This window comes from Mycobacterium sp. ITM-2016-00316 (assembly GCF_002968335.2).
GTDB lineage: Bacteria > Actinomycetota > Actinomycetes > Mycobacteriales > Mycobacteriaceae > Mycobacterium.
In genome coordinates this window covers 5,491,052-5,514,652 of sequence record NZ_CP134398.1, presented here as the reverse complement: position 1 = coordinate 5,514,652, position 23,601 = coordinate 5,491,052, and the positions used below count along the sequence as shown (strand labels likewise).

Sequence of the window (23,601 nt, the reverse complement as noted above, 5' to 3'; positions counted from 1 at the left end):
TGACTGATCGTGCCCGTTGGGCACCTTCTGTGAAAGTCGGTATCCCTATGGACGCCACTGATCTCGACACGTTCATTGATGCGCTGATCGATGACCTCACCCCGGTACCTGCACCCGAGGACGACGCCGATCGCACGCTGTTTCATCTACTCGACAGTCCGCGCCGGGTGATCGATGAGCAGCCGTTGTTGGCGGTGCTGGCGGCCGCGGTGACCTTGCGCAATCTGTTCGATCATGTGATCGCCCAGGCGGTTGCGGCCACGGAGCGGGCCGGGATCCCGGCGCGCAAACACCTGCGCACGGGGGCCGATCTGCTGACCAGTCTGGGTGTGGCGCCGGGTGCGGCGTACCGGGCCGCGCGGGTGGGCCGGGCGGCACACACCCTGCCCGCGTTGACGCAGTTGCAGCGCCTCGGTGGGGTCGGTATCGAGTTCGCCGACGCCATCGGCAAAGGAGTCGCCCACATCCACAATCGGGTGGCGTTGTCCGAGGAAGACCGGGCGGGCGTGGTGACGACGCTGATGATCGAGACCACCCCGTCCGGGGTGGCCAAGAAGGCCCGAGCGATCGCCATCGACAGAGCGGCGGCCCAGCCTGTCGACGACGGGGCGGTGCCGGTCGCCGAAAACGCCGACCTCAACGACATGACCGTGGTGCAGACCGAGGACGGGCGGGTCGCGGCCAGCTTGGATCTCGACGCACTCACCGCAGAGGAACTGCTCACCGCGCTGGACCCGTTGTGCCGGCCCATCCCGCTGCCCGACGGGTCCCCGGACCCACGCCCGACCGGGCGCCGCCGCGCCGACGCCTTCGGACAGATCATGCGCACCTACCTGTCGAGCTCGCAGCGCCCGATGAGCGGGGGCGTGCTCCCGCACGTCACCCTCACCCGCCCCGCCGCAGCACCGGGCGTGGACATTCTCGGATTCGGCGGGCCCGTCAGCACCCGCACCGCCGACCTCATCACCTGCGACAGCACCCTGACCTCGGTGACCATCGACAACGCCGGCGCACCACTGGACGTCGGGCGCGCCGAGCGACTGTTCACACCCGCCATCCGCAAAGGTTTGGCCGTCCGCGACCGTGGATGCGCCCACCCGGGCTGCGGACGGCCGGTGTCCTGGTGCGACGCCCACCACATCCAACCCTGGAGCAGCGGCGGGCGCACCAGCATCGACAACGGGGTGCTGCTGTGCCGACTGCACCACACCGCGATCCACCACGGGGGCTGGCAGGTCTACCTCGGCGCCGACCGCCACCCCTGGTTCATCCCACCGCATGACCCGGCCGGCCCCGAACCGGCGCACCTGAGATCCCACGCCCGACGCACCATGACCGATCTGCCTACCGCCGCATAACTCTTGCGCACCTTGACAACTGAACAGTGAACCGCGCGGACGGCCGATCCGCGGAGGGACGCCAACCCCAACTGCGGCCAGCGACTCGCGGCACTCAGGTGAGCGCCGCGATGACTTCGGCGGCGGCCCGTTCACCGGACTCGACGGCACCCTCCATATAGGCACTCCACTGTGTTGCGGTGTCGGTGGACGCCCAGTGGATCGGGCCGATCGGTTCGGCCAGCGCGGGTCCGTAGGTGGTCCACACCAGCGGACCGCAGTTGGCGTTGTAACAGCCGCGGGTCCACTGTCGGTTGCCCCATTCCCCGTCGATGTAGTGCAGCGGTTTTGCCGCCCGATCCCCGAAATGCCGCACCAGTTCGGCCATCAGCGCCTCGCGGCGTTCGGCTTCTGACCAGTGCGCGTGCGTGCGGGCCTGCTCGCCCTCAAGGAAGAGCAGGATCACACCGTGGCCGTCACCCTGGATGCAGGTGTCATTCGACATCCGGGCGGGCCCGATATCGGAGATCAGCTGCCCGTTGAGTCCTTCTGTCCGCCAGAAGGGTTCGTCATACACGAAGAACGCCTTCATGGCGGCTGAATTCGGCATTCGCTGAGTCAGTTGATCGCGATACCCGGACAGTGGCGGGTCGTACATGATGCGGCCGGCCAGCATCGGTGAGAGCGCGACGATCACGCGGCGCCCGCGCGCGGTGCGCCCGCCGCGGCAGTGCACCGCGACGGAATCGGTGCCGTGCTCGATCAGCTGCACAGGGGCGTCGAACACCAGGTGGTCGGTGACCAGCGCTGCCAGCCGCTGGGGTATCTGGGCGGTCCCGCCCACGAACCGGGTGGTCTGCGCGCCACCCTCGGACTCGGCGAACAGCTCGGCGGTCACCCCGCAGGTCTGGATGGTGAACAGCAGATGCAGGAAGGAGACTTCGACCGTCGGCACGGCGAGGATCCCGACGGTGCATATCTCCAGCAGTGTGCGCGCGACCGGTGACAGACCCTGTGTGTCGTACCAAGCGCCCGCGGTGATGGCGTCCCACTCGGCGGCGTGCGGTGCGGTCCATGGAGTCGCCGGTGATACCTCGGCGGACAGCTCGTCCAGACGCCGCAGCACCGTCTCCAGCTCTGCCAGTTCATCGCCGAATCGGTCGTGAAAATCGTTGCCGCGCAGAACTCCCGTGCCGGCAAGCTCGTAGGACGTCTCACCCTCGTCGTACTGCTGATATGTCTCGACACCGAGTTCTGCGGCCAACGCGAACATGCGGTGATGGGTATCGCCGATCCACTGCGCGCCCAATTCCATCGGCAGACCGGCCAGATCCTCGGTGAGGATGCGTCCGCCGACGCGGGTGTCCGCCTCCAGGATCAGCGGTGTGAGCCCCGCCGCCAGCACCGTGCGGGCCGCGATCAGACCGGACAGCCCGGCACCGATAATCAGGACGTCCGCTTCATCGCTTGCCATGAACGACACCCTCTCACGATGATCGCGTAGCGTCGGGCAGATGCCGACCGAGCTCACCGCCGAGCGGGCCGCCGCGCGGCTGCAGGCGACCGACACCTTGGGAATTCCGTTGGGGCCCGGCCAGCCGCCGGCTTTCCTGCGGGCGCTGGGCGAGCGCGACGACTGGACCGATCTGCGGGTCTACGGCGCACTGCTGGCGGTGCTCACCGAATTGTTCACCCGCAAGGGAGTGCACTACCTGTCCGGGTTCTACGGCCCGCTGGACCGGGCGCTCCGCGACGGCGGCGCCGACGTCGAGTTCGCGCCCGCGGACTTCCGGCGCTTCGGTCCGCTGCTGCAGCGGCAGTCACCGCGGGTGATGACGACGGTCACCGCGGCGCCGGACGCCGACGGCTGGTGTTCGCTGTCCCTGCATGCCGGCGGTACCGTCGACGAATTGCGGCGTGCCGGCGCAGATCCCGACCGGTTGCTCATTGTGGAGGCCTCCGATGCGTTCCCGCGGACCTACGGGATGGGCGATCACCGGCACGCCCTGCACGTCGACGAGATCGACATCCTGGCGCGATCCTCGGAGGCGCCGCTCGCGCTGCCTGGAGGTGACACACCGCCCAGTGACGTCGACCGGGCCATCGCGAAGAACGCCGTGGCCTACATGCCGTCGGGGGTGACCCTGCAGACCGGGATCGGCTCGATCCCCAACCAGATCGCCACCCTGCTCGCCGAGGGCGACGGCAGCGACTTCGGTTTGCACAGCGAGATGTTCACCGATGGCTGCATGCGTCTGCACCGGGCGGGCAAGATCGCCAACGCTCACAAGGGCCAGTTCGACGGTGTCAGCGTGACGACCTTCGCGTTCGGGTCGGCCGAACTCTACGACTGGCTCGATGGCAACCGGGAGGTGGCCTTCCTGCCGGTGGAGGTGGTCAACGCACCGGAAGTGATCGCCGACAACCATCGCATGGTCACCATCAACGGTGCGCTGGGCATCGACATCCACGGGCAGGTGGTCGCCGACACCATCGACGGCGGGCAGTTCAGCGGGATCGGCGGGGCCGAGGATTTTGTGGCCGGCGCCGGCCTCGAGTTGTCCGACCGCTCACTCATCTGCCTGCCGTCGACGTACATGAAAGACGGTGAACTGCGCTCGCGCGTCGTGCCGTGGTTCGGGCCCGGAGCGGTGATCACCACACCGCGCCATCACGTCGACGTGATCGTCACCGAACACGGCACCGCCGAATTGGAGGGCCTGACGGTCCGCGAGCGGGGCGAGGCGCTGGCGGCCATCGCGGATCCGCAGTTCCGGGACGGTCTGCTGGCGGCCGCTGCGCGGGCGGCGCAGGGCCGGTCACCGGTCCCGGATCGCACCATCCTCTTGTAACTTACAAAATGTAAGTTAAAGTCGCCGGATGGGAGACGACGCGCGGCGCTTCGTGGTCATCGGCGGCGGGCTGGCCGGGCTGGCCTCGGCGGTCTGGCTGGCCGAGGCCGGGTGCGCGGTGACCCTGCTGGAACGGCGCGGCAGCCTCGGCGGCCGCACGCACGCCATGCGTGCCGAGACCGGCAGCAATGGCCCGGACGATGTGCCCGACAACGGCCAGCACGTCATCGCCAGCGGGTATCAACACCTCTACCGGTATCTCACCAGCGTCGGCACCCGCCAACACATCGCGTTCCCGAAATCCTCCACACTGCGCTGGCCCGACGGGCGCAAGGTCACCATGCAGACCACCGGGGTGGGCGCGATCCGCACCCTGTTCGGGGTGCACCCGGACGCGAGCTGGGCGGACCGGTTGCGTGCCGCGCGCGCCACCCTGCTGCTGGGCTGGCAGGCGCTGCGGCAGCCCGCCGATCTTGCCGATATCTCCACCGAGCAGTGGTTCGACCGCGTCGGGATGCCCGCCCCGGCGCGAGAAGCGTTGTGGGACTGGCTGGCGCTGGGAATCGCCGCCGAGCCGGTCGCGCAGGAGTCGGCGAAGGTCTTCGCGAATGTGCTCGGCACCGGTATCCGTTTGGGGATCAAACACCGCACCCCCGTCACCATCGGGTACCCGACTGTCGACCTGGACACCCTCTACATCGAGGGCGCCCTGAGGGTGTTCGAGGAGCGCGGTGTCGATGTGCGCTACCGGGCGGTGGCCCGAAAGATCAACATCACCGACGGCGCGGTGACCGGCGTGCTGCTGGCCGACGGGACCGAGATCCCCGCGGATGCGGTGGTCTGCGCGGTGCCCAACTCCAATATCGCCGGCCTGCTTGACGACCTGCCTGAGCACCCGGAAATCTACGCCGCGGCAGACAAATTGGGCTACACCCCCATCGTCAGCACCAACCTGTACCTTGACCGGCCGCTGGGTACCGAGTCCGCCTTCGAGGGGTTGATCGGCGGCACCGGTGTCATCGACGAGGTCTTCGACCGGCAGATCATGCATGGCCGCAGCACCGAACGCTCGTGGTTGTACTGCCTGACCACCAGCGGCGCCTACGAGCAGATACACAAGAGCAACGAGGAGATCGTCGACGAGCAGCTGGCATTGCTGCGGCGTTACTACCCGGCCGCGACGGAGGCGAAAGTGCTGGAGGCCCAGGTGGTCAAGATGCCGCGGGCCACCTTCTCCCAGGTGGTCGGCACCGATTCGCTGCGCCCACCGCAACGCACTTCGGTGCCCTCGCTGGTGTTGGCCGGGGACTGGACCGCCACGGACTGGTCGGCCACCATGGAGAGCGCCGTGCAGAGTGCCGCCAAGGCCGTCGACCTGCTGCTCGCATGACCCGCCGCCGGCTCACCGGTGCCGAACGTCGGACCCAGCTTCTCGATGTGGCGCGCGACATCGTGGCCGCCGACGGCTTCCCCGCGCTGACCATCGAGCGCGTCGCGGGCCAATCGGGGGTGACCAGAACCGTTGTCTATCAACAGTTCATCGACCTAGCCGGTCTGACGACAGCCCTGCTGGACCGTGAGTCCGCGGTGGCGTTCTCGGGGATCGGCAGCGTGCAGGGCGCGCGCGACATCGACGAGCTGGGCCGCGGCATCCTGGCCTATCTGCACGCCGCCCCGACAAGTTGGCGGATCATACTTCGGCCTCCCGACGGAGCCCCGCCGGAGGCGCGGGTGCGGCTCGAACTGGGTCGCGCCTACGCGAGGTCGGTGGCGGCTCGGCACCTGCGGGTCGACCCGGACAGCGCGACAGTACGAATCCTGTTGGCCGCCATCGAGGAATTGGCCCGGCTGCATCTCGACGATCCAGCCGCGCATCCCGATGCGGAGATGTTGTCCTACCTCGGGTCGCTGGTGGGCTGGGCGGCGGGCGTCACAGCGGGTTGAGGATCCGGTCCAGAAACTGCCGCGTGCGCTCCTGCCGGGGGTTCCCGATGACCTCTTCGGGTGTGCCCTGTTCCAGGATGACGCCGTTGTCGGTGAACAACACCTGATTGGAAACCTGTCGGGCGAACTGGATTTCGTGCGTGACGATCACCAGGGTCCACCCCTGCACGGCGAGATCCTTGATCACCGAGAGCACCTCGCCCACGAGCTCCGGGTCCAGGGCCGACGTCGGTTCGTCGAAGAGCACCAGCTTGGGCTTGAGCGCCAGTGCCCGCGCGATACCGACGCGCTGCTGCTGGCCGCCGGACAGCTGGAACGGGTACTGGTCCTGCTTCTCGGCGAGCCCCACCTGGTCGAGCAACGCGACGGCCTCGGCGACCACTTCGTCCTTGGGGCGCTTCTGCACGATCACCGGGCCCTCGATGATGTTCTCCAGCACCGTCTTGTGTGGGAACAGGTTGTGGCCCTGGAACACGAAGCCGCTGCGCGACTGGAATCGGCGTATCTCGGGTTTCGGGGTCGGGGTGGCGAAGTCGATCTCGACATCGTCGACCCGGATCACCCCGGCGTCGGCTCGGTCCAGCGCGTTCAGGGTGCGCAGCAGGGTGGTCTTTCCCGACCCGGACGGCCCGATGATCGCCGTCGCGGTGCCGGTGGCCACCGTGAAGGACACGTCGCGCAGCACCTTGTTGTCGCCGAACGCCTTCTCGATGCCCCGAGCCTCGACACGGTATTCGGTCATCTCGCCACGTACCTTTCCAGTCGGTGTTCCACCCTGGCCTGCCCGAAGGACAGCGCCAGGCAGATCACCCAGTAGTAGATCGCCGCCGTGCCGTAGAGCGCGAAGAACTCGAACGTGGGCGCCGCGACGATCTGAGCCTGTCGCAGCAACTCGGTCACCAAAATCGTCGACGCCAGGGATGTGTCCTTGACCAGCGAGATCAACGTGTTGGACAGCGGCGGGACGGCGACCCGGGCGGCCTGGGGCAGGATGATGCGCCGCAGCGCGCCGGCGTAGTGGTAGCCGATGGTCTCGGCTGCCTCCCACTGCCCCTTCGGCACGCTCAAGATCGCGGAACGGATGATCTCGGCCGCGTAGCCGCCGACGTTGAGGCTGAAGGCGATCACCGCCGCGGGGAACGGGTCGATCCGCACCCCGAACTCCGGCAGCGCGTAGAACACGATGAACAGCTGCACCAGCAGCGGTGTGCCGCGGATGATCGAGATGTAGAACCGCGCCACATTGCTCACCACCACGTTCGACGACAACCGGGCCAGGGCCACCGCCAGCGCGATCACCAGGCCGATGATGAAGCTGATGAGCGTCAGCGGAATCGTCATGGTGAGCGCGGCCTTGGCGAGCGGCCAGAGGTTGTCGAGCACCAGCTGGAACGCCGAGCGCACCTCCGGACTCGCGCCGGGGGTCTGGGCTGTGGCCGTGGCGCCGCCGGTCGCGTCGGCCTTCAGGTACTTCTCCGAGATCGCGGTCAGTCTGCCGTCGGCGCGCAATTGGTCGAGGGCGCCGTTGAGTTCGGGCAGCAGACCGCTGTCCTTACGGGCGGCGAAGCCCTGATCGCTGGTCTCACCGGTCTGCGCGGCGATCTTGACCGAGGTGTCACCGGTCTCGGCGAGGTAGGCGTACACCGCGACGCTGTCGTTCACAGTGGCGTCGATGCGGCCCTGGTTGAGCAGGGTGATCGCCTGCGCGAAGCCCTCCACACCTTCGACCGTGGCGCCGGCGTCGCGGGCGACCTGCGCCCAGTTGCTGGTGATCGACTGGGCGGTGGTCTTGCCCGACAGATCCTCGAGCGAGCTGATCGAGTCGTCGTCGGCTCTCGTGACGATGACGCCTTCGCCGACCGTATAGGGCTGGGACAGGTCGTATTTGGCCTGGCGTTCGGGGTTGATGGTGACTTGGTTGGCGACGATGTCGAACCGGTTGGCTTCCAGTGCCGCGAAGATGGAATCCCATGGCGTTTCCACGAATTCGACGGTCACACCCAGTTGGTCGCCGACCGCCCTGGCGACGTCGATGTCATAGCCGACCAGTTCGCCGGTGGCGGGGTCGTGGTAGCTGAACGGCGCGTAGGTGCCCTCGGTGCCGACCCGCAGCACGCCCGCCGACTGGATCGGGTCCGTGCCGGTGCCCTCGGGTGAGCCGCAGCCGACGGCGCCGAGGATCACCGCGGCGGTGAGCAGTGTGGCGAGCAGTACCCGCTGGAGGTTTCCGAGCACGGGCGGACCGTAGCAATGCTTGTCCGCTGTGCACAGGGTTTCGCTCACACGGGGCGGTATACCCAGGGCTGCCGCGGAACAGACATGGGATCGAATTCGCCGAGCATGCCGTCGAGCGTGGTGGCCGAATAGCCCAGGGAGTCCGCGATCAGAGCCAGCGCGGGCGCCACACCGATCTCGGCGAGTGTCACCGCGCCGTCACGCTTGGCCAACCGCTTGCCCTCGGCGTTGAGCACCAGCGGTACGTGGGCGTAGGTGACCGGGGGGTAGCCCAGCAGCGCCGCGAGATAGGCCTGCCGCGGCGAGGACGACAGCAGATCGTCACCGCGCACCACCTGGTCGATATCCTGGGCGGCGTCATCGACCACCACCGCCAGGTTGTAGGCGGTCACCCCGTCGCCGCGTCGCAGCACGAAATCATCGACCACACCGGTGAATTCACCGTGCAGGACATCGGTGACGGTGTAGGAGAAGGTGTCGCTGCGCAACCGTAAAGCTGGGGGCCGGTGTGAATCGGCCGGCGGTTCGCGATCCCGGCAGGTTCCCGGATAGGCGCCCTCCGGTGCGTGCGGAGCCCGCGGAGCACCGAGTATATCCTTTCTGCTGCAGTAGCATTCGTACACCAGGCCGCGCCGGGACAGCTCTTCTATCACGGTGTCGTAGCGGCCGGCGTGGGCGGTCTGATACTCGGGCGGATCATCGGGGATCACCCCGATCGCGGTCAGGTCGGCCAGCTGCCGGGCCGCCACATCGCTGAACGTGCGGTCGTCGAGATCCTCGACCCGGATCAGGAACCGGCGCCCCGTGGACCTGGCGAACAACCAGGCCAATACCGCCGTGCGCAGATTGCCGATGTGCAGATCGGCCGACGGGCTGGGGGCGAACCGGCCGGAACGTCCCCCGTCGCTTCGGCCTGGCATAGCTCGTCAGGCTACCTCCGCCAGCCGATCGCGGGCCTCCGCCGCACACTGTGCCCACCGCGGGCCGGGAACCTGCACGCCGGACTCCGAGGGGAAGGCGCTGGAGATCACCAGATCGGGATGCAACCTGCCCAGCACCTGCAGGCTGTCCTGCAACTGGGCGGCGTCGCTGATACCGGGCAGATGGCCGGCCGCCCAGTCACCGTCTTCGCCGAGGAAGATGGTGTCGCCGGTGAACAGGTAGCTCTGGCCGTTGGCGCCGGGCACCAGATAGCTGGTGCTGCCGGGGGAGTGGCCCGGGGTGGGGATCACCTCGATGCCGTTGGCGTCGACATGCCTGCTGCCGATCGGGACGTCGATGTGGGCGTGCCTGCCGATATCGACCAGTTCGGCCGCCGGCGCGTGCAGGCGGGCGCCGAAGTGTGCGGCGATGCGGCCCAGCATCGGACCCGCTTCGTCGCGGTGGGACAGGTATTGATGGGCGACTCCGCCGAGCCGTTGCAGCTCGGCGAAGTCGGCCTCGGTCTGGGTGCTGTAGAACAGCACGTTGCCACCCGGGCCGCCCGTCCACAGGTAGGCGTGGGTGGTCAGACCGGGAAACGGGCTGTCCTGCCGGGTCTCCCACAGGTCGGAGCGGATCTGCTGCATGGGTGCCTCCTCGTCGGTGTGCACCCAGCTTTCAACCTCAACCATGGTTGAGGTCAAGCGATGTATCCGCCCCGTGCGGACGGTGTCAGTTACAGCCGCCCGCGCTGACCCATCGCCCGTTGTAACCGATGCAGCCGCTGACGTTCGAACCCGGCGGCGGCGGAGGCGGTGGCGGGTCTTCGGGCAGCGGGGCGTAGTACGCCGGCGGTGGCACGTAGGGGGCCACCGCGTCGGCGATGTTGACGCATCCACCCACGGAGATCCGGCGCCCGGCGCTGGCACACACGTCCGCAAGTGCAGTACCGGCGGGCGCGGCCAACACGATCACGCCGGGCAGCGTCAGGAACGCGAACGCGACCGCCATGACGCGGGCCCGGATCGACCTACTCGTGCTGTTCACGACTGCTGTCCTCCAGGGGGATTGGGTGCGTTGTAGCCGCAGCGGTTGCGGAAATCGACCAACGGCTGGCGGATGCCCCTCAGCTCTGCGTGCTCCTGAGGATGGGCGTCGAAGTAGACCTTGGTGGATTCCGGAACCTCGTCCTGCGGGAGTCCGTGCAGATCGGTGAAGTATGCGTTCAGCTCTGGATGAGTGAACAGGTACGCCGACGTCGCGGCGGCAACTCCGGAGGCGATGCCGGCCAGATCGGCGGCAGAACAGTTCGGCGGCCGCGGCGGCTCGGTGGGTGGCTCGGCCTGGGCCGTGGCACCCCCCAGCAGAGCGCCGGCGGCAAGCGCGAGCGCTCCGGCACCCCTGAGTCGGTTCAGTGTCAGCCTCATCGGTGGATCCCTTTCATCAGCCCGCTTCGCCGGTCATGGGCGGGCGGTACCTCATGATTGTCGACCCGGGTGGCGCGGGGTGCTGGTCGATTGGGCATCTTTGACCCGGCACGGCCGCTCAATCGTTCTGCGGGCCGAGGCCGCCGATGATGTCGCCGAGCCGGAACGTCACCGGCCGTTCGAGTTGGGCGTATGTGCACGAGCGCGGATCGCGATCGGGGCGCCACCGGTTGAACTGGGCGGTGTGCCTGAAGCGCGTCCCCTCCATGTGGTCATAGCGGACCTCGACCACGCGCTCCGGGCGCAACGGCACGAAGGACAGGCTCTTGTCGGGGTTCCATCGCGAATTGGTGGTGCGGCGCATCGATGGATCGGCCACCACATGCGCCGCCCAGTTCCATGGATGGTCGTCGAAAGTCGTTAGCAGTTGCTGTAATTCGGTGAAGAGTTCGCGGCGACGAGCCATCGTGAACGCGCCGATGACGCCGACCGAGGCCAGCGACCCGTCGTCGGCGTAGAGCCCGAGCATGAGCGATCCGACTGCATCGTCGCCGGACTTGTGCAGCCGGTAGCCGGCCACCACGCAGTCGGCGGTGCGCGCATGCTTGATCTTGAACATTGCCCGCTTGTCCGGCTGGTAGGTGCCATCGAGCGGTTTGGCGATCACCCCGTCCAGCCCGGCACCCTCGAATTCGGAGAACCATCGCTGCGCGGTGCCGGGATCCGTGGTCGCCGGGGTGACGTGGAAGGCGGGGCCGCATCCGTGCAGCGCCTCGACGAGTGCCGCCCGGCGCTCCAGGAACGGTCGCGAGGTGTAGTCGATGTCGCCGAGCGCGAGCAGATCGAAGGCGATGAAGGCGGCCGGTGTCTCGGCCGCCAGTTTCGCCGCCCGCGATGCCGCCGGATGCAGACGCAGTTGCAGCGCCTCGAAATCGAGCCCGCTGCCGGTCGCGATCACGATCTCGCCATCGATGACGCAGCGGGCGGGGAGTTCTGCGCGGGCCGCGTCCACCAGCTCGGGGAAGTACCGGGTCAGCGGCCGGACGTTGCGGCTGCCCAGCTCGACCTCGTCGCCGTCGCGGAAAAGGATCGAGCGAAAGCCATCCCATTTCGGTTCGTAGGACGCGCCCGGCGGGATCTCCTGGACCGACTTCGACAGCATCGGTGACACCGGGGGCACGACGGGCAGGTCCACCGCTCCATTCTTGCCGCTCGTCGGCGACGGGCGGTTCCGAAGCGGTCCGATGGTGCTTCGGCGACGCGCAGGCCCAGTCCCGAATCGATCAGGACGAGACTGGCCGCATGGTGCGGCAGTTGAGATGATGAACCTTCACGTCGGCATGTTCACGGCGCGGCGCATGAGTGCGTCGAACGTTCGGTCGGGCAGGAGGCGGCTCAACGCAATCAAGGGCCGGGCCCCCGCCCCGACGACATAGCGGGTCTTGGGACGTCGGGCCGTGCATGCCCGGGTGATTGCCTTGGCAATGACGGTGGGTGGCGAGGTCAAGCTCGCGCCGGGTTGCGAGCTGGCTCGAAGTCGGTCCGCGACGGCGGTGGCTTGACGTTCGTAGGGTCCCGAACCCGACGTGGTGATGAGCTTGTCTGCGGCGATGGCGCCCCAGTCGGTTCGGATGGAGCCCGGTTCGACGAGGACGACGTGGATGCCCAACGGTTCCGCCTCGAGCCGCAAGGCGTCGCTGAGTCCTTCGACGGCGTACTTGCTGGCGTGGTACCAGCAGCCCAGTGGCGTCGCGAGGCGGCCACCCATGGAGCTGACATTGACGATGGTGCCGCTGCCCTGGGCGCGCATGTGCGGCAACACAAGCTGGGTGAGGCGAGCCAGGCCGAACACATTGACATCGAACTGGGCCTGCGCTTCGGACAGCGGGGTGTCCTCGAGGGCTCCATACGAGCCGTATCCGGCGTTGTTGATCAGTACGTCGATCCGACCCTCGACATCGATGATCTGCGCAACGGCCGCAGTGACGGAGGCGTCATCGGTGATGTCAAGGGAAATTGTCTTGATGCCGGAGGCATTCAGCGCCGCCATATGTGCGGTGCGTCGGGCGGCGGCATAGACAGTGAAGCCGACCTTGTTCAAGGCGGTGGCCGTTTCTGCGCCGATTCCCGAGGAACCCCCCGTTACAAGCGCCACTTTCGCTGACATATCTCGATCTCCTCATAAAGAACCGACGGTCTGTTGTATGTAACTTAAGAGACCGCTGGTTCTTTGTCAACGGGGCGGCTAGGCTGCCGTCACGTGCAGACGTTTCAACGAGCGCGAAGTGCCGAGCAGCGCGAGGCCAGACGCGAAGCGATCCTGGGCACGGCGCACCAGATGCTCACCGAGATGCCGGTGAGTCAGGTGACCATGAACGGTCTGGCACGCAGGGTGGGGCTCGCCAAATCCAACGTCATGCGCTACTTCGAGTCGCGTGAAGCAGTCCTTCTCGACCTGTTGTCCCGGATGTCGGCCGAGTGGCTGGCCGATGCGACATCGCAAGTAGTACAATGTCTTTCGCGCGAAGAAAGTGCCTCGGCGAGAGCTCACGCGCTCGCGCGGATCTTCGCCGCCTTGTTCTCCGAGCACCGGGTCCTGTGCGACTTGCTCAGCGCCGAGACATCCGTGCTCGAACACAACGTGTCTGAAGAGGTGGCTCTGCGATACAAGCGCGGCGCGCTTGCGGCCCTCGACGGACTGGCTGCACTGATCGTCGACGTCATCCCTGAACTCGATGCCGAGTCCGGGCACGATGCAGCGTTCACCACCATCGTCCTGGTCGGGGCAATGTGGACACACAGCCATCCCTCGCCGGCGATGGCGGCGGTCTATCGCGACGAACCAGCCCTTGCCACTGTCGAGGGATTCACCGAATCCCTTCGCCACATGATTTTCACTTACCTCACCGGGCTGCTCGCCAATGCGCCTGACGACCTCGGGCCGGTCGCGACCACACCTGCGTGATCAGCTTCGATGGACGCCGGCGGCAGGACGGGCAGTCTCATCGTGGTCCAAGATAGACCCATGGATGCAGAGCATTTCTGGCCCACTGCCGAGCGCCACCTGGTGCGGTACGGCGCCTCATTCGTGCCGCGGATCATCGTGCGCGCCAAGGGAAGTCATGTGTACGACGACACAGGTGCGGCGTTGCTCGACTTCACCTCGGGCCAGATGAGCTCGGTGCTCGGGCACTCGCACCCCGATGTGGTGGCCACCGTCAACGCATCGATGGCCACCCTGGATCACCTCTACAGCGGCATGCTGAGCGTGCCCGTGGTGGAGTTCGCGCGAGCCCTGGCCGCCACCCTGCCCGCGTCGCTGCAGAAGGTGCTGCTGCTCACCACCGGCGCCGAGTCCAACGAAGCGGCCATCAAGATGGCCAAGCTGTACACCGGCCGCTACGAAGTGGTGTCCTTCGACCGGTCCTGGCACGGCATGACCTCGGGCGCGGCGTCGGCGACCTTCAGCGCCGGCCGGCGCGGGTACGGCCCGCCGCTGCCCGGCAATCTGACGCTGCCCACCCCCAACGCGTACCGGTCGCCGTTCCGGCACGCGGACGGAAGTTATGACTGGGCAACCGAACTCGACTACGGGTTCGCGATGGTCGACGCCCAGTCGTCGGGAAGCCTGGCGGCCTGCCTGGTCGAGCCGATCCTGTCCTCGGGCGGGATCATCGAGCCACCACCGGGTTACCTGCGCAGGCTCGCCGAACTGTGCGCTGAGCGCGGCATGCTGTTGATCTTCGATGAGGCGCAGACCGGTGTCGGTCGCACCGGGACGATGTACGCCTTCGAGCGCGACGGCGTCGTGCCGGATCTGTTGACGCTGTCCAAGACCCTGGGGGCGGGTCTGCCCGTCGCGGCCGTGGCCACCACCGCGGAGATCGAACAGGTCTGCCATGACAGGGGTTTCCTGTTCTTCACCACCCATGTCTCCGATCCGCTGGCCGCGGCGGTGGCACTGACGGTACTCACGGTGGTCGAGCGTGACGGGCTTGTCGAGCGGGCGAAACGCCTGGGCAGGTCGCTGGCCGGCGGGCTGACCCAGCTACAGGATCGCTACGAGCAGGTGGGCGACATCCGTGGCCGCGGGCTGCTGCAGGGGCTCGAACTGGTCGCCGACAAGGCCACCAAGGAACCGGCCGACGCGTTGGGGGCCGAGGTCACCGCGGCGTGCCTGAAGCGCGGGCTGCACATGAACATCGTGCAGTTGCCGGGTATGGGTGGCATCTTCCGGATCGCCCCGCCGCTGACCATCGCCGAGTCAGAACTTCAGGAAGGCCTCGACATTCTGGACGACGCGCTGGGCAGCGTGCTCGGTTAACGGTTGAGTTCCTCGCCGATCACGGCGACGAAGTTGTCGACATCCTCCGGGGTGGTGTCCCACGCCGTCATCCACCGCACCTCACCGCGGGCCCGGTCCCAGTCGTAGAAACGTACGCGTTCGCGGATCCGGTCCGCCACGTCATTGGGCAGCGTCGCGAAGATCGCGTTGGCGGGGCTGGGCCGGCTGAACCCCAGGCCGGCCAGCGACCCGTCGGCCAGCCCGGCATCCAGCGCGGCACGTAGGCGCTGCGTCATCGCGTTGGCGTGCCGTGCGCTGCGCAGTCCCAGATCATCGGCGAACAGGCTGAGCAGCTGTGCCGAGGCGAAGCGCATCTTGCTGGCCAACTGCATCGTCAGCTTGCGCAGATAGACGAGCCCGTCGGCGCTGGCCGAGCCCCCGGTCGCTGCGCTCCTGCCCGCCGAATCCGGGTCCAGCACCACGACGGCCTCCGCGCCGAGCAGACCGTTCTTGGTGCCGCCGAGACTGAGCACGTCGACCCCGGCATCGGTGGTGAAGGCGCGGAACGGCAGGTCCAGTGCCGCGGCCGCATTCCACAGCCGTGCCCCGTCCAGGTGCAGTGCCATGCCATGGGAATGGGCGAGATCAGCGATCGCTCGAATTTCAGCGGGGGTGTACAGCGTGCCGAGCTCGGTGGTCTGGGTGATGCTGACGGCCAGCGGCTGGGCCCGGTGCTCATCACCCCAGCCGTACGCCTCGCGGGCCACCAACTCCGGTGTCAGCTTTCCGTCCGGGGTGGGCACGGTCAGCAACTTGAGGCCCGTCATCCGTTCCGGGGCGCCGGCCTCATCGGTGTTGATGTGCGCGGTCGACGCCGCGATGACCGCACCCCAGCGCGGCAGCAGGCTGGTCAGCCCGACGACGTTGGCGCCGGTGCCGTTGAAGACCGGGAACGTCTCGGCGTTCGACCCGAACTGCTCCCGGATGACCTCGCACAGGCGCGCGGTGTACGCGTCCTCGCCGTAGGCGATCTCATGACCACCGTTGGCGGCCGCTATCGCGGCGAGCGCCTCCGGGTGCACACCCGCGTAGTTGTCGCTCGCGAAGCCGCGGCGGTCGGGATCGTGGAGTGTGGGAACGGGCATGGGTCCGATCGTGCCAGCCCGGCGACGGATCAGCCGGCCGGTGGGATCGCGGCCACCAGGTGGGCTGCGAGCTCGGCGGGGTGCGACAGCATTGCCATATGCCCACCGGACATGACGTCGGGTTCGACGGCCAGGCGCTGCGCCACGACCCTGCGCATGAACGACTCGGGGAAGAATCGGTCGTCGCGGAGCAGCACGAACCGCGTCGGCAGCTCCGGCAGGGCGTCGCCCGGCCACGGGGCGACCATCGGAGTGTCCGACTGATCCCGCTCCACGACACCGGCGACCACCGAGGGGTCGACGCCGTTGTAGAACAAGGCGTTCACATCGTCGACGTCGTAGCCACCTGCCGCGGCCGCCTCGCGTTGAGCCTCGTCGCATCCGGTGGCCGCCCACCACTCGCCGGGACGCTCACCGGGGCGGGGGACCATCCCGGACAGGTAGACCAGGGCAGCGGCATCAACCTGTGGGCAGGCGAGTGGGCCGGTGAATCCGCCCAGCGAGTGTGCGACGACGACGGGCCGGGTGCCGTCGTCGGGGTTCTGTGCGACGACCGCGTCGACATAGGCGCGCAGATCGGCGGAGTTGTCTGCGCAGGGAAGGTCGATCGGGACCCCGCGATGCCCAAGTCCGGCCAACTCGGTCTCGACGAACTGCCAGTACGACGGATCGGACCCCCCGCCGGGTATCAGCAAGAAGTTGGTCACGCAGATGACGGTGCCATATCTGTCCGCCGACCGGACGCCGCGATGACATTGTGGGGGTACCCGGGTCTACGTGACTATGGAACCCATGGGACTACCCGTGCAGCCCCCGCTGGAGCCGATGCTGGCCAAGGCGCAGACCAAGGTGCCGGCCGATCACGGTGTCTGGTCCTTCGAGCCGAAATGGGACGGGTTCCGGGCGCTGGTCTTCCGTGACGACGACGATGTCGTGCTGCTGTCCCGCAGCGGCAAGGACCTGGGCCGGTACTTTCCGGAGGTCATCGACGCGGTCCGCGACGAACTGGCCCCGCGCTGCGTGCTGGACGGTGAGATCGTGGTGCCGCGGGAGATCGGTGGCCGGACCCGGTTGGACTGGGAATCGCTGAGCCAGCGCATCCACCCCGCGGAAAGCCGCATCACCAAGCTCGCCACGGAGACCCCGGCGCACTTCATCGGGTTCGACGCGCTCGCCACCGGCGATCGGTCGCTGCTCAAAGAACCCTTCCGCGTTCGCCGGGATAGCCTGCTCGACTCCGTGCACGAAAAGCAGTGGTGCCACGTCACCCGCACCACCGAGGATCCTGCGCTGGGGGCGCAGTGGCTGGAGGAGTTCGAGGGCGCCGGCCTCGACGGGGTGATCGCCAAGCGTCTCGACGGGCCGTATCTGCCGGGTAAGCGGGAGATGGTGAAGGTCAAGCACCACCGCGATGCGGACTGCGTGGCCATCGGGTACCGCATCCACAAGAGCGGCGAGGGTATCGGGTCGATCCTGCTCGGCCTGTACCGCGAGGACGGTGAACTGCAGATGGTTGGCGGCGCAGCATCCTTCACCGCGAAGGCACGGCTGTCACTGCTGGCCGACCTGGAACCGTTGCGTGAGGGCGATCAGGTCAACGACGGCGAACCGAGCCGGTGGAACTCTGCTGCCGACAAACGCTGGATTCCGGTGCGCCCGGATCGGGTATGCGAGGTCGCCTATGACCAGATGGAAGGCAACAGCCAACATGGCAGGCGGTTCCGGCATGCGGTGAAGTTCCTGCGCTGGCGGCCCGACCGCGAACCACGCAGTTGCACGTTCGCCCAACTGGACGTGCCGCTGAACTACGACCTGTCCGACGTCTTGGAGAAGAACTGATGGCAAGCAAGGCCGAAGAGGTCGACGTCGACGGTGTGGCCGTGCGGTTGACCAACCGCGACAAGCCGTACTTCCCGGCACTCGGCGCCAAGGGCACCAAGGGTGCGTTGTTCGACTACTACCTCTCGGTCGCTGGTCCGATGGTGAACCTGTTGCGGGACAGGCCGGTTCATCTGCAGCGTTTCCCCGACGGCATCGAGGGTGAGGAGATCTATCAGAAGCGGGTGCCTCAGAAGCATCCCGACTATCTGCAGACCTGCACCGTCACCTTCCCCTCGGGCCGCACCGCCGACGCGCTGAAGATCACCCATCCGTCGGCCATTGCGTGGGCCGCCCAGATGGGTTCGGTGACGCTGCACCCGTGGCAGGTGCGCTGCCCGGACACCGAGCATCCCGACGAGTTGCGTATCGATCTGGACCCGCAGCCGGGTACCGGGTTCGCGCAGGCGCGCGAGGTCGCCGTGGACGTGCTCAAACCGCTGCTCGACGAGCTCGGCCTGGTGGGCTATCCGAAAACCTCGGGCGGACGCGGCGTCCACGTCTTCCTGCGGATCGCCACCGACTGGGACTTCATCGCGGTGCGCCGCGCCGGTATCGCGCTGGCCCGCGAGATCGAACGGCGCGCGCCGGCGGCCGTGACGACGTCCTGGTGGAAGGAGGAGCGGGGGGCGCGGTTGTTCATCGACTACAACCAGAACGCGCGGGACCGCACGTTCGCGTCGGCGTACTCGGCCCGCAAGACGCCGATAGCGACGGTGTCGACGCCCTTGACGTGGGACGAACTGCGTGGCGCCGACCCCGATGACTACACGATCGCCACGGTGCCGGGCTTCGTTGCCGGCCGGCCCGATCCGTGGGCCGGCATCGATGAGACCGCGCAGTCTATCGAGTTGCTACTGGACATGGTGCGGGCGGATGAGGAGCGCGGGCTGGGCGATCTGGCGTACCCGCCCAGCTATCCGAAGATGCCGGGCGAGCCGCCGCGTGTGCAGCCGAGCAAGAAGGTCGCCGAGCACTGGGATGTCGAGGGTAACCGGATCGCCGAGTGATGCGGTTCAGCGCAGCGGTACGACGCCCGCGCCGACGAGTTCGGGACCGTCGACCTTCAGATGCGAGGCGGCGTTCGAGCACGCCACCAGCGAGCTGAACTCGACGGCTCCCAGCAGCAGCATCGGCCACAGGGCGCCGGCCACGGCGCTGAGGATCAGGATGTGGGGAGCCGGGTTGCGGGGATCGTTGAGACGGCGGCTCGCCACGTAGACGACGGCGGCGCTCGCCACCCAACCGATCAGGTACGCGATGACTGCTGTCTGGACCACGGTGTCTCCCCACTTCATCGGCAGCGGGGCGTGTGATGCACAAGCCTGGGCGCGATGTTCAGCTAAATGTAACCTCCACCTGATCTTGGCGGAAGCCCCCACACGCCCCCGAGTTTGCCGACATTTGCCTGGTCAAAGACCTAATCGCGTCTCCAGCAACCTCACAGTCGGTTGCCAGCCCAACCCGGGAGTTAGCCAGCGCTCAGTCGCTGAAGACGGTCCGTCCGGGGGTGCCGGCAACGGTTCTGCGCGGGTTTCGGGGTTGTGGGGGTCCGGTGCGGGCCGGTGCTGCGGGCCGGTACATCGGTCCGTCGGAACCGGTCCGGTCCGGTGCCGTGAGGGCCCGCACGTCCGGTCTCTTCTGCCGTGCATCCTGGACTCGAAAAGTGTTGTCTCACCGAAGATCCGGTCTCACAGCGAATGGCTGCACCGGGGCATGTCCCGCGCGGACCGCGGGGAGCGGGTGCGGCGGGATGCCGCACCCGAGGTGCGCCCGGAAACGGTCCGCCGGTGAGCGGCCCCGGGCGGCCCCGTGACCGCCTCCGCCGGGACCGGCGGGAGCCGCCACCTCGCCGGACGGTGTCCGTCACCTCATCTGCACCGCGATGTAAGGCCGGTCACAAGGGTCGCCGACACCGGATCGAGCAACGCGGTGTGCAGCAACGGTGACCATGAGGGGGAATCAGCGAATTTCCGTGGCGCCGCGCGTGGCCGCCCCCGAGCGGGGCTTTCCGGTGTTGAGCGATCGCTCAGCAAAGCCTAGGGGCCGGGTGTGAGTGCAGCTTTGCCGGTGCGTTGCTGGCCCGCGCGATCGATCCACGTCAAGCCGATGACATCGCCCGGGTAGTGCCGGTCCAATACCCGGGTGAGATCGGCGGCAGACTCGATCGGGGTCTCGTCGATGGTCAGGATCACATCACCATTGGCGAGTCCGGCCATCTCGGCCGGGCCGCCGGGCAGCACCTCGCGCACGAGCACACCGGGGAAGGCCTCGTGCTGTTCGGCGCTGCTGACCCCGACTCCCAGCAGCGTCGGGGGGCCGATGTGCACGGTGTCCGAGGGTATGCGCGACCGGATCTGATTGGCGATCGCCATCGCGTCGTTGATCGGGATGGCAAAACCCTCACCACCGGGGTCGGTCCGGAAGTTCACGGTCGCCGCGGTCGTCACGCCGATGACCTGCCCGGCGCCGTTGACCACGGGGCCGCCGGAGTCACCGGCCCGCACGGGTGCGGCGATCTCGAACAGTCCGGTCATCTGCGACTTGGCGCCGGTGAGCTCGTCCTCGGCGCTGATCGTGCGGCCCAATGCGGTCACCGTGCCGGATTCGCGGGTCAGCGGACTGTTGCTGCCCCGAGCGTTGCCGATGGCGATGACGGGCTCGCCGATCACGATTCCGTTGGAATCACCCAGTGCAGCGGGCGGCAACCCGCCGGCTCCACGCAGCTGCAACACCGAGATGTCGCGGCCGCGGTCGTAGCCGACGATATCGGCGCCGAAGGAGCGCCCGCCCACCACGGCGGTGATCACATCGGCGCCCTGGACGACGTGGTAGTTGGTCAGCACCTGACCGCCGCCGTCGATCACGAAACCGGTGCCGGTACCCATCACGCGCTGGTAGTCGACGACGGTGTCCAGACGGACCACAGACGGCTCGACCTGATCAGCAGCCCAGGACAGCGCATCCGGCTCGGCGAGCGCGGTGGCAGGGGAGACCAGCAGGACGGCAGCAGTGGCGGAGACCAGGGCGGTGAGCCACCGCCGCGAGTGGACCTTGCGCATTCGCCGCCTTCCGAGCGCCAGAGGTTTCCCCTCAATAGTGACTGTGAGTGGGCGAACTGTCGACGTAATTGACGCCGGGAACGTCAATCCTCGGTGGCGACGCCACCCCGGGTGCGGCCTCGGCGGGACTTCCCCGACGGCCGGCGATTGCGCAATTTGCCCTCTTCAGAGGCGGTTTCCTCGACCGTTTCGGCATCCTCGGTCGACTCGGGCTCGTCCGCGGTGTCGGCGGACTCCGCAGAATCGGATTCGTCGGAATCGGGATCTTCGGTGGCTTCGGAGGTGTCCTCGGCAGGCTCGGCGACGGTCTCGTCGGCGGTCGTCGAGGCGTCCGCGCCGCGTCCACGCCGGCTCTGCTTCTCGGCCTTCACCTTGAGCGGCTTCGGCGGCGGCGGCGGCAACTCGGCCACGAAGGCCAGATAGAAGGCGAAGGCGGCGAGCAGGGCGATCGCGGCAGCGGCGCCGTAGATGCCGAACAGCCACTGGCCGGCGGTGTCCAGATCCAGCCAGATCTCGCTGATGGCGGCACCCGTGATCAGCACCCCGGCCGCGATATGTCCGACGATCGACCAGACCCGCAGCGACAGGGCCAGGGCCGGCGTGCCGAGCTCGGGTTTGCGGGTACGTGCCAGGGTCAGCACCACCGGCAGCGCCGTCAGGGCTACCAGCACGCCGCATACGATGCGCAGCGCGGTGCCCAGGGCGCCCGGCCACTGTCCGGTCAGCTCGAACCAGCGTGGAAGCACAAAGAGGAAGAACAGAACCCCGGCGAGTACCAGCGATGACGCGTGCCACAGCGATGCGATACCGCGCCGCATACTCCTCCTAGAACGAGTTTGTGGTCCCGGGGCGCGACCAGATCGATCTTCGGTCGCGCCCCGGACCAACTGCGGAGGATAGGGGATTTGAACCCCTGAGGGCTATTAACCCAACCCGCGTTCCAGGCGAGCGCCATAGGCCACTAGGCGAATCCTCCGTCGGCCATGGTAGCCGACGGCAGGGAGACGCCCGACCACCCTCCGCAATGAGGCGGGGTACTACACTCGGCACTCGGACCCCGCGCGGCGTCCATCCTGTGAACTCCCCCAGGGCCGGAAGGCAGCAAGGGTCAATGGGCTCTGGCGGGTGCGCGGGGTCCCCTTACGTTGTGGAAGCAACCCGCTTTTCTGGTTTTCTGTACAACCCGTGTTCGCGGCTTCGCGTGAAAGGTCCGCCGTGTCGTTTGAGTCCTCGTCGTTCGAGTCACTGAGCCGCGACGAGCTGACGGCCCAGCACGAGTTGCTGCAGCGCAGCTACGCCGAGCTGCAGGCCAAAGGTCTCACTCTCGACCTGACCCGCGGCAAGCCCTCGGCGGCGCAGTTGGACCTGTCCAACGGTTTGCTCGACCTACCGGGCAGCGATGCCTACCGGGACGCCGACGGTACCGACACCCGCAATTACGGTGGCCTGCACGGTCTGCCCGAACTACGCGCGATCTTCGGTGAGCTGCTGGACATCCCGGTGCAGAATCTGATCGCCGGTAACAACGCCAGCCTGGAGTTCATGCACGACGCGGTGGTGTTCTCTCTGCTGCACGGCGGCGTCGATTCTCCGCGGCCCTGGTCGCAGGAGCCGGGCGTGAAATTCCTCTGCCCGTCGCCGGGGTATGACCGGCACTTCGCCATCACCGAGAGTTTCGGCATCGAGATGATGCCGGTGCCGCTGCGCGAGGACGGCCCCGATGTGGACCTCATCGAGGAACTGGTCGCCGCCGATCCGGCGGTCCGGGGCATGTGGTGCGTGCCGGTGTACTCGAATCCGACCGGCACGACCTATTCGCCGGAGACGGTTACCCGGCTGCTGCAGATGCGCACCGCGGCGTCGGACTTCCGGTTGTTCTGGGACAACGCCTACGCGGTGCACACCATCACATCCGACTTCGTCGATCCGATCGACGTGCTCGCCATCGCCGCGGACGCGGGCCACCCCAACCGGCCGCTGGTGTTCGCGTCGACCTCGAAGATGACCTTCGCCGGTGCCGGCGTGAGTTTCTTCGGGGCCTCGGCGGACAACATCGCCTGGTACCTCAAGCACGCCGGCAAGAAGTCGATCGGCCCGGACAAGGTCAACCAGCTGCGGCATCTGCGTTTCTTCGGTGACGCCGATGGCGTCCGGCGGCACATGCAGCGCCACCGGGACCTGCTGGCGCCCAAGTTCGCGCTGGTCGCCGAGATCCTGGCCGACCGCCTGGACGCCGCCAAGATCGCGTCATGGACCGATCCCAACGGCGGATACTTCGTCAGCCTGGACGTCTGGCCCGGTACGGCGCGGCGCACCATCGCGCTGGCCAAGGACGCCGGTATCGCCGTCACCGCCGCCGGTGCGGCCTTCCCGTACGGAAAAGACCCGGAGGACAAGAACATCCGGATTGCACCGAGCTTCCCGCCGGAGTCCGACCTGCGTGCCGCCATCGATGGTCTTTCGACGTGTGCCCTGCTGGCGGCCACCGAGTCGCTGCTGGCTCGTGATTAGTCGC

General features: G+C 67.7%; 23 protein-coding genes, 1 tRNA gene and 1 other RNA gene. 10 read left to right on the top strand and 15 right to left on the bottom strand.

The window, feature by feature from the left end; translation table 11 throughout:
* Nucleotides 1-47: 47 nt before the first annotated feature.
* A complete protein-coding gene (locus C6A86_RS26725; protein WP_105362144.1) occupies nt 48-1,358 on the top strand; it encodes an HNH endonuclease signature motif containing protein in 1,311 nt (436 codons plus the stop codon).
* A gap of 94 nt (nt 1,359-1,452) precedes the next feature.
* Here C6A86_RS26725 and C6A86_RS26720 read toward each other — a convergent pair whose 3' ends face one another.
* Entirely contained in the window at nt 1,453-2,811 is a 1,359-nt protein-coding gene (locus C6A86_RS26720) for an FAD-dependent oxidoreductase (protein WP_311100934.1), read from the bottom strand.
* A 40-nt stretch (nt 2,812-2,851) separates the two neighbouring features.
* Between C6A86_RS26720 and C6A86_RS26715 the strand changes: the two genes are divergently transcribed.
* From C6A86_RS26715 to C6A86_RS26705, 3 genes are read left to right on the top strand one after another with little or no spacing between them, the layout of a single operon-like run.
* Entirely contained in the window at nt 2,852-4,189 is a 1,338-nt protein-coding gene (locus tag C6A86_RS26715; RefSeq protein WP_105363488.1) for an acetyl-CoA hydrolase/transferase family protein, read from the top strand.
* A 28-nt stretch (nt 4,190-4,217) separates the two neighbouring features.
* Nucleotides 4,218-5,579, top strand: a complete 1,362-nt coding sequence (gene hpnE / locus C6A86_RS26710) for a hydroxysqualene dehydroxylase HpnE (RefSeq protein WP_105363487.1) — start codon at nt 4,218-4,220, stop codon at nt 5,577-5,579.
* Entirely contained in the window at nt 5,576-6,133 is a 558-nt protein-coding gene (locus tag C6A86_RS26705; protein WP_105363486.1) for a TetR/AcrR family transcriptional regulator, read from the top strand. The genes hpnE and C6A86_RS26705 overlap by 4 nt, the downstream gene beginning before the upstream one ends.
* Here C6A86_RS26705 and C6A86_RS26700 read toward each other — a convergent pair.
* From C6A86_RS26700 to C6A86_RS26665, 8 genes are all read right to left on the bottom strand, one after another.
* Nucleotides 6,120-6,875 (bottom strand): amino acid ABC transporter ATP-binding protein, encoded by a 756-nt coding sequence (locus C6A86_RS26700; protein WP_105363485.1) that lies wholly within the window; start codon nt 6,873-6,875, stop codon nt 6,120-6,122. The two genes, C6A86_RS26705 and C6A86_RS26700, sit on opposite strands and share 14 nt — an antisense overlap.
* Nucleotides 6,872-8,368 (bottom strand): ABC transporter permease subunit, encoded by a 1,497-nt coding sequence (locus C6A86_RS26695; protein WP_105363492.1) that lies wholly within the window; start codon nt 8,366-8,368, stop codon nt 6,872-6,874. Before C6A86_RS26695 ends, C6A86_RS26700 begins: the two co-directional genes overlap by 4 nt.
* A gap of 44 nt (nt 8,369-8,412) precedes the next feature.
* A complete protein-coding gene (gene gluQRS, locus C6A86_RS26690; protein ID WP_105363484.1) occupies nt 8,413-9,288 on the bottom strand; it encodes a tRNA glutamyl-Q(34) synthetase GluQRS in 876 nt (291 codons plus the stop codon).
* Between the two features lie 6 nt (nt 9,289-9,294).
* Nucleotides 9,295-9,936 (bottom strand): MBL fold metallo-hydrolase, encoded by a 642-nt coding sequence (locus C6A86_RS26685; protein WP_105363491.1) that lies wholly within the window; start codon nt 9,934-9,936, stop codon nt 9,295-9,297.
* A gap of 85 nt (nt 9,937-10,021) precedes the next feature.
* Complete coding sequence (locus C6A86_RS26680; RefSeq protein ID WP_105363483.1) at nt 10,022-10,300, bottom strand: hypothetical protein; 279 nt, start codon at nt 10,298-10,300, stop codon at nt 10,022-10,024.
* Nucleotides 10,301-10,332: 32 nt separating this feature from the next.
* Nucleotides 10,333-10,716: a heme-binding protein gene (locus C6A86_RS26675; RefSeq protein WP_105363482.1), complete on the bottom strand. Its 384-nt coding sequence runs from the start codon at nt 10,714-10,716 to the stop codon at nt 10,333-10,335.
* A gap of 118 nt (nt 10,717-10,834) precedes the next feature.
* The gene (locus C6A86_RS26670) at nt 10,835-11,911 is read right to left on the bottom strand and encodes an ATP-dependent DNA ligase (protein ID WP_105363481.1); all 1,077 of its coding nucleotides are present in this window, start codon (nt 11,909-11,911) and stop codon (nt 10,835-10,837) included.
* Nucleotides 11,912-12,046: 135 nt separating this feature from the next.
* On the bottom strand, nt 12,047-12,883 hold the full coding sequence (locus tag C6A86_RS26665; protein ID WP_105363480.1) for an oxidoreductase: 837 nt from the start codon (nt 12,881-12,883) through the stop codon (nt 12,047-12,049).
* Nucleotides 12,884-12,976: 93 nt separating this feature from the next.
* On the opposite strand from C6A86_RS26665, the gene C6A86_RS26660 reads away from it, so the two are divergent.
* Together C6A86_RS26660 and C6A86_RS26655 are read left to right on the top strand one after the other, a co-directional pair.
* A complete protein-coding gene (locus C6A86_RS26660; RefSeq protein ID WP_105363479.1) occupies nt 12,977-13,681 on the top strand; it encodes a TetR/AcrR family transcriptional regulator in 705 nt (234 codons plus the stop codon).
* A 60-nt stretch (nt 13,682-13,741) separates the two neighbouring features.
* Nucleotides 13,742-15,040 carry an aspartate aminotransferase family protein gene (locus C6A86_RS26655; protein ID WP_105363478.1) on the top strand — a complete coding sequence of 433 codons (1,299 nt, stop codon included), beginning with the start codon at nt 13,742-13,744 and terminating at the stop codon, nt 15,038-15,040.
* On the opposite strand, the gene C6A86_RS26650 is transcribed toward C6A86_RS26655, so the two are convergent.
* Both C6A86_RS26650 and C6A86_RS26645 read right to left on the bottom strand, forming a co-directional pair.
* Entirely contained in the window at nt 15,037-16,146 is a 1,110-nt protein-coding gene (locus C6A86_RS26650) for a low specificity L-threonine aldolase (RefSeq protein ID WP_105363477.1), read from the bottom strand. The genes C6A86_RS26655 and C6A86_RS26650 overlap by 4 nt on opposite strands.
* A gap of 29 nt (nt 16,147-16,175) precedes the next feature.
* Nucleotides 16,176-16,853, bottom strand: a complete 678-nt coding sequence (locus C6A86_RS26645) for an alpha/beta hydrolase (protein ID WP_105363476.1) — start codon at nt 16,851-16,853, stop codon at nt 16,176-16,178.
* 76 nt (nt 16,854-16,929) lie between these two features.
* Here C6A86_RS26645 and C6A86_RS26640 point away from each other — a divergent pair, with 76 nt between their 5' ends.
* Both C6A86_RS26640 and ligD read left to right on the top strand, forming a co-directional pair.
* Nucleotides 16,930-17,985, top strand: a complete 1,056-nt coding sequence (locus C6A86_RS26640; protein ID WP_199196202.1) for an ATP-dependent DNA ligase — start codon at nt 16,930-16,932, stop codon at nt 17,983-17,985.
* Nucleotides 17,985-19,034, top strand: a complete 1,050-nt coding sequence (gene ligD / locus C6A86_RS26635; protein ID WP_105363475.1) for a non-homologous end-joining DNA ligase — start codon at nt 17,985-17,987, stop codon at nt 19,032-19,034. The genes C6A86_RS26640 and ligD overlap by 1 nt, the downstream gene beginning before the upstream one ends.
* A gap of 6 nt (nt 19,035-19,040) precedes the next feature.
* Here ligD and C6A86_RS26630 read toward each other — a convergent pair whose 3' ends face one another.
* The 4 genes from C6A86_RS26630 to C6A86_RS26615 form a co-directional block, all read right to left on the bottom strand.
* A complete protein-coding gene (locus tag C6A86_RS26630; protein ID WP_142406986.1) occupies nt 19,041-19,304 on the bottom strand; it encodes a hypothetical protein in 264 nt (87 codons plus the stop codon).
* Nucleotides 19,305-20,063: 759 nt separating this feature from the next.
* Nucleotides 20,064-21,086: a S1C family serine protease gene (locus tag C6A86_RS26625; protein ID WP_105363473.1), complete on the bottom strand. Its 1,023-nt coding sequence runs from the start codon at nt 21,084-21,086 to the stop codon at nt 20,064-20,066.
* An 83-nt stretch (nt 21,087-21,169) separates the two neighbouring features.
* Entirely contained in the window at nt 21,170-21,904 is a 735-nt protein-coding gene (locus C6A86_RS26620) for a hypothetical protein (RefSeq protein WP_105363472.1), read from the bottom strand.
* Nucleotides 21,905-21,976: 72 nt separating this feature from the next.
* Nucleotides 21,977-22,062, bottom strand: a tRNA-Ser gene (locus C6A86_RS26615).
* 73 nt (nt 22,063-22,135) lie between these two features.
* Here C6A86_RS26615 and ffs point away from each other — a divergent pair.
* Together ffs and C6A86_RS26605 are read left to right on the top strand one after the other, a co-directional pair.
* Nucleotides 22,136-22,230, top strand: an RNA gene (gene ffs, locus C6A86_RS26610) — signal recognition particle sRNA small type.
* Between the two features lie 71 nt (nt 22,231-22,301).
* Nucleotides 22,302-23,597 (top strand): aminotransferase class I/II-fold pyridoxal phosphate-dependent enzyme, encoded by a 1,296-nt coding sequence (locus C6A86_RS26605; protein WP_105363489.1) that lies wholly within the window; start codon nt 22,302-22,304, stop codon nt 23,595-23,597.
* Nucleotides 23,598-23,601 lie beyond the last annotated feature (4 nt).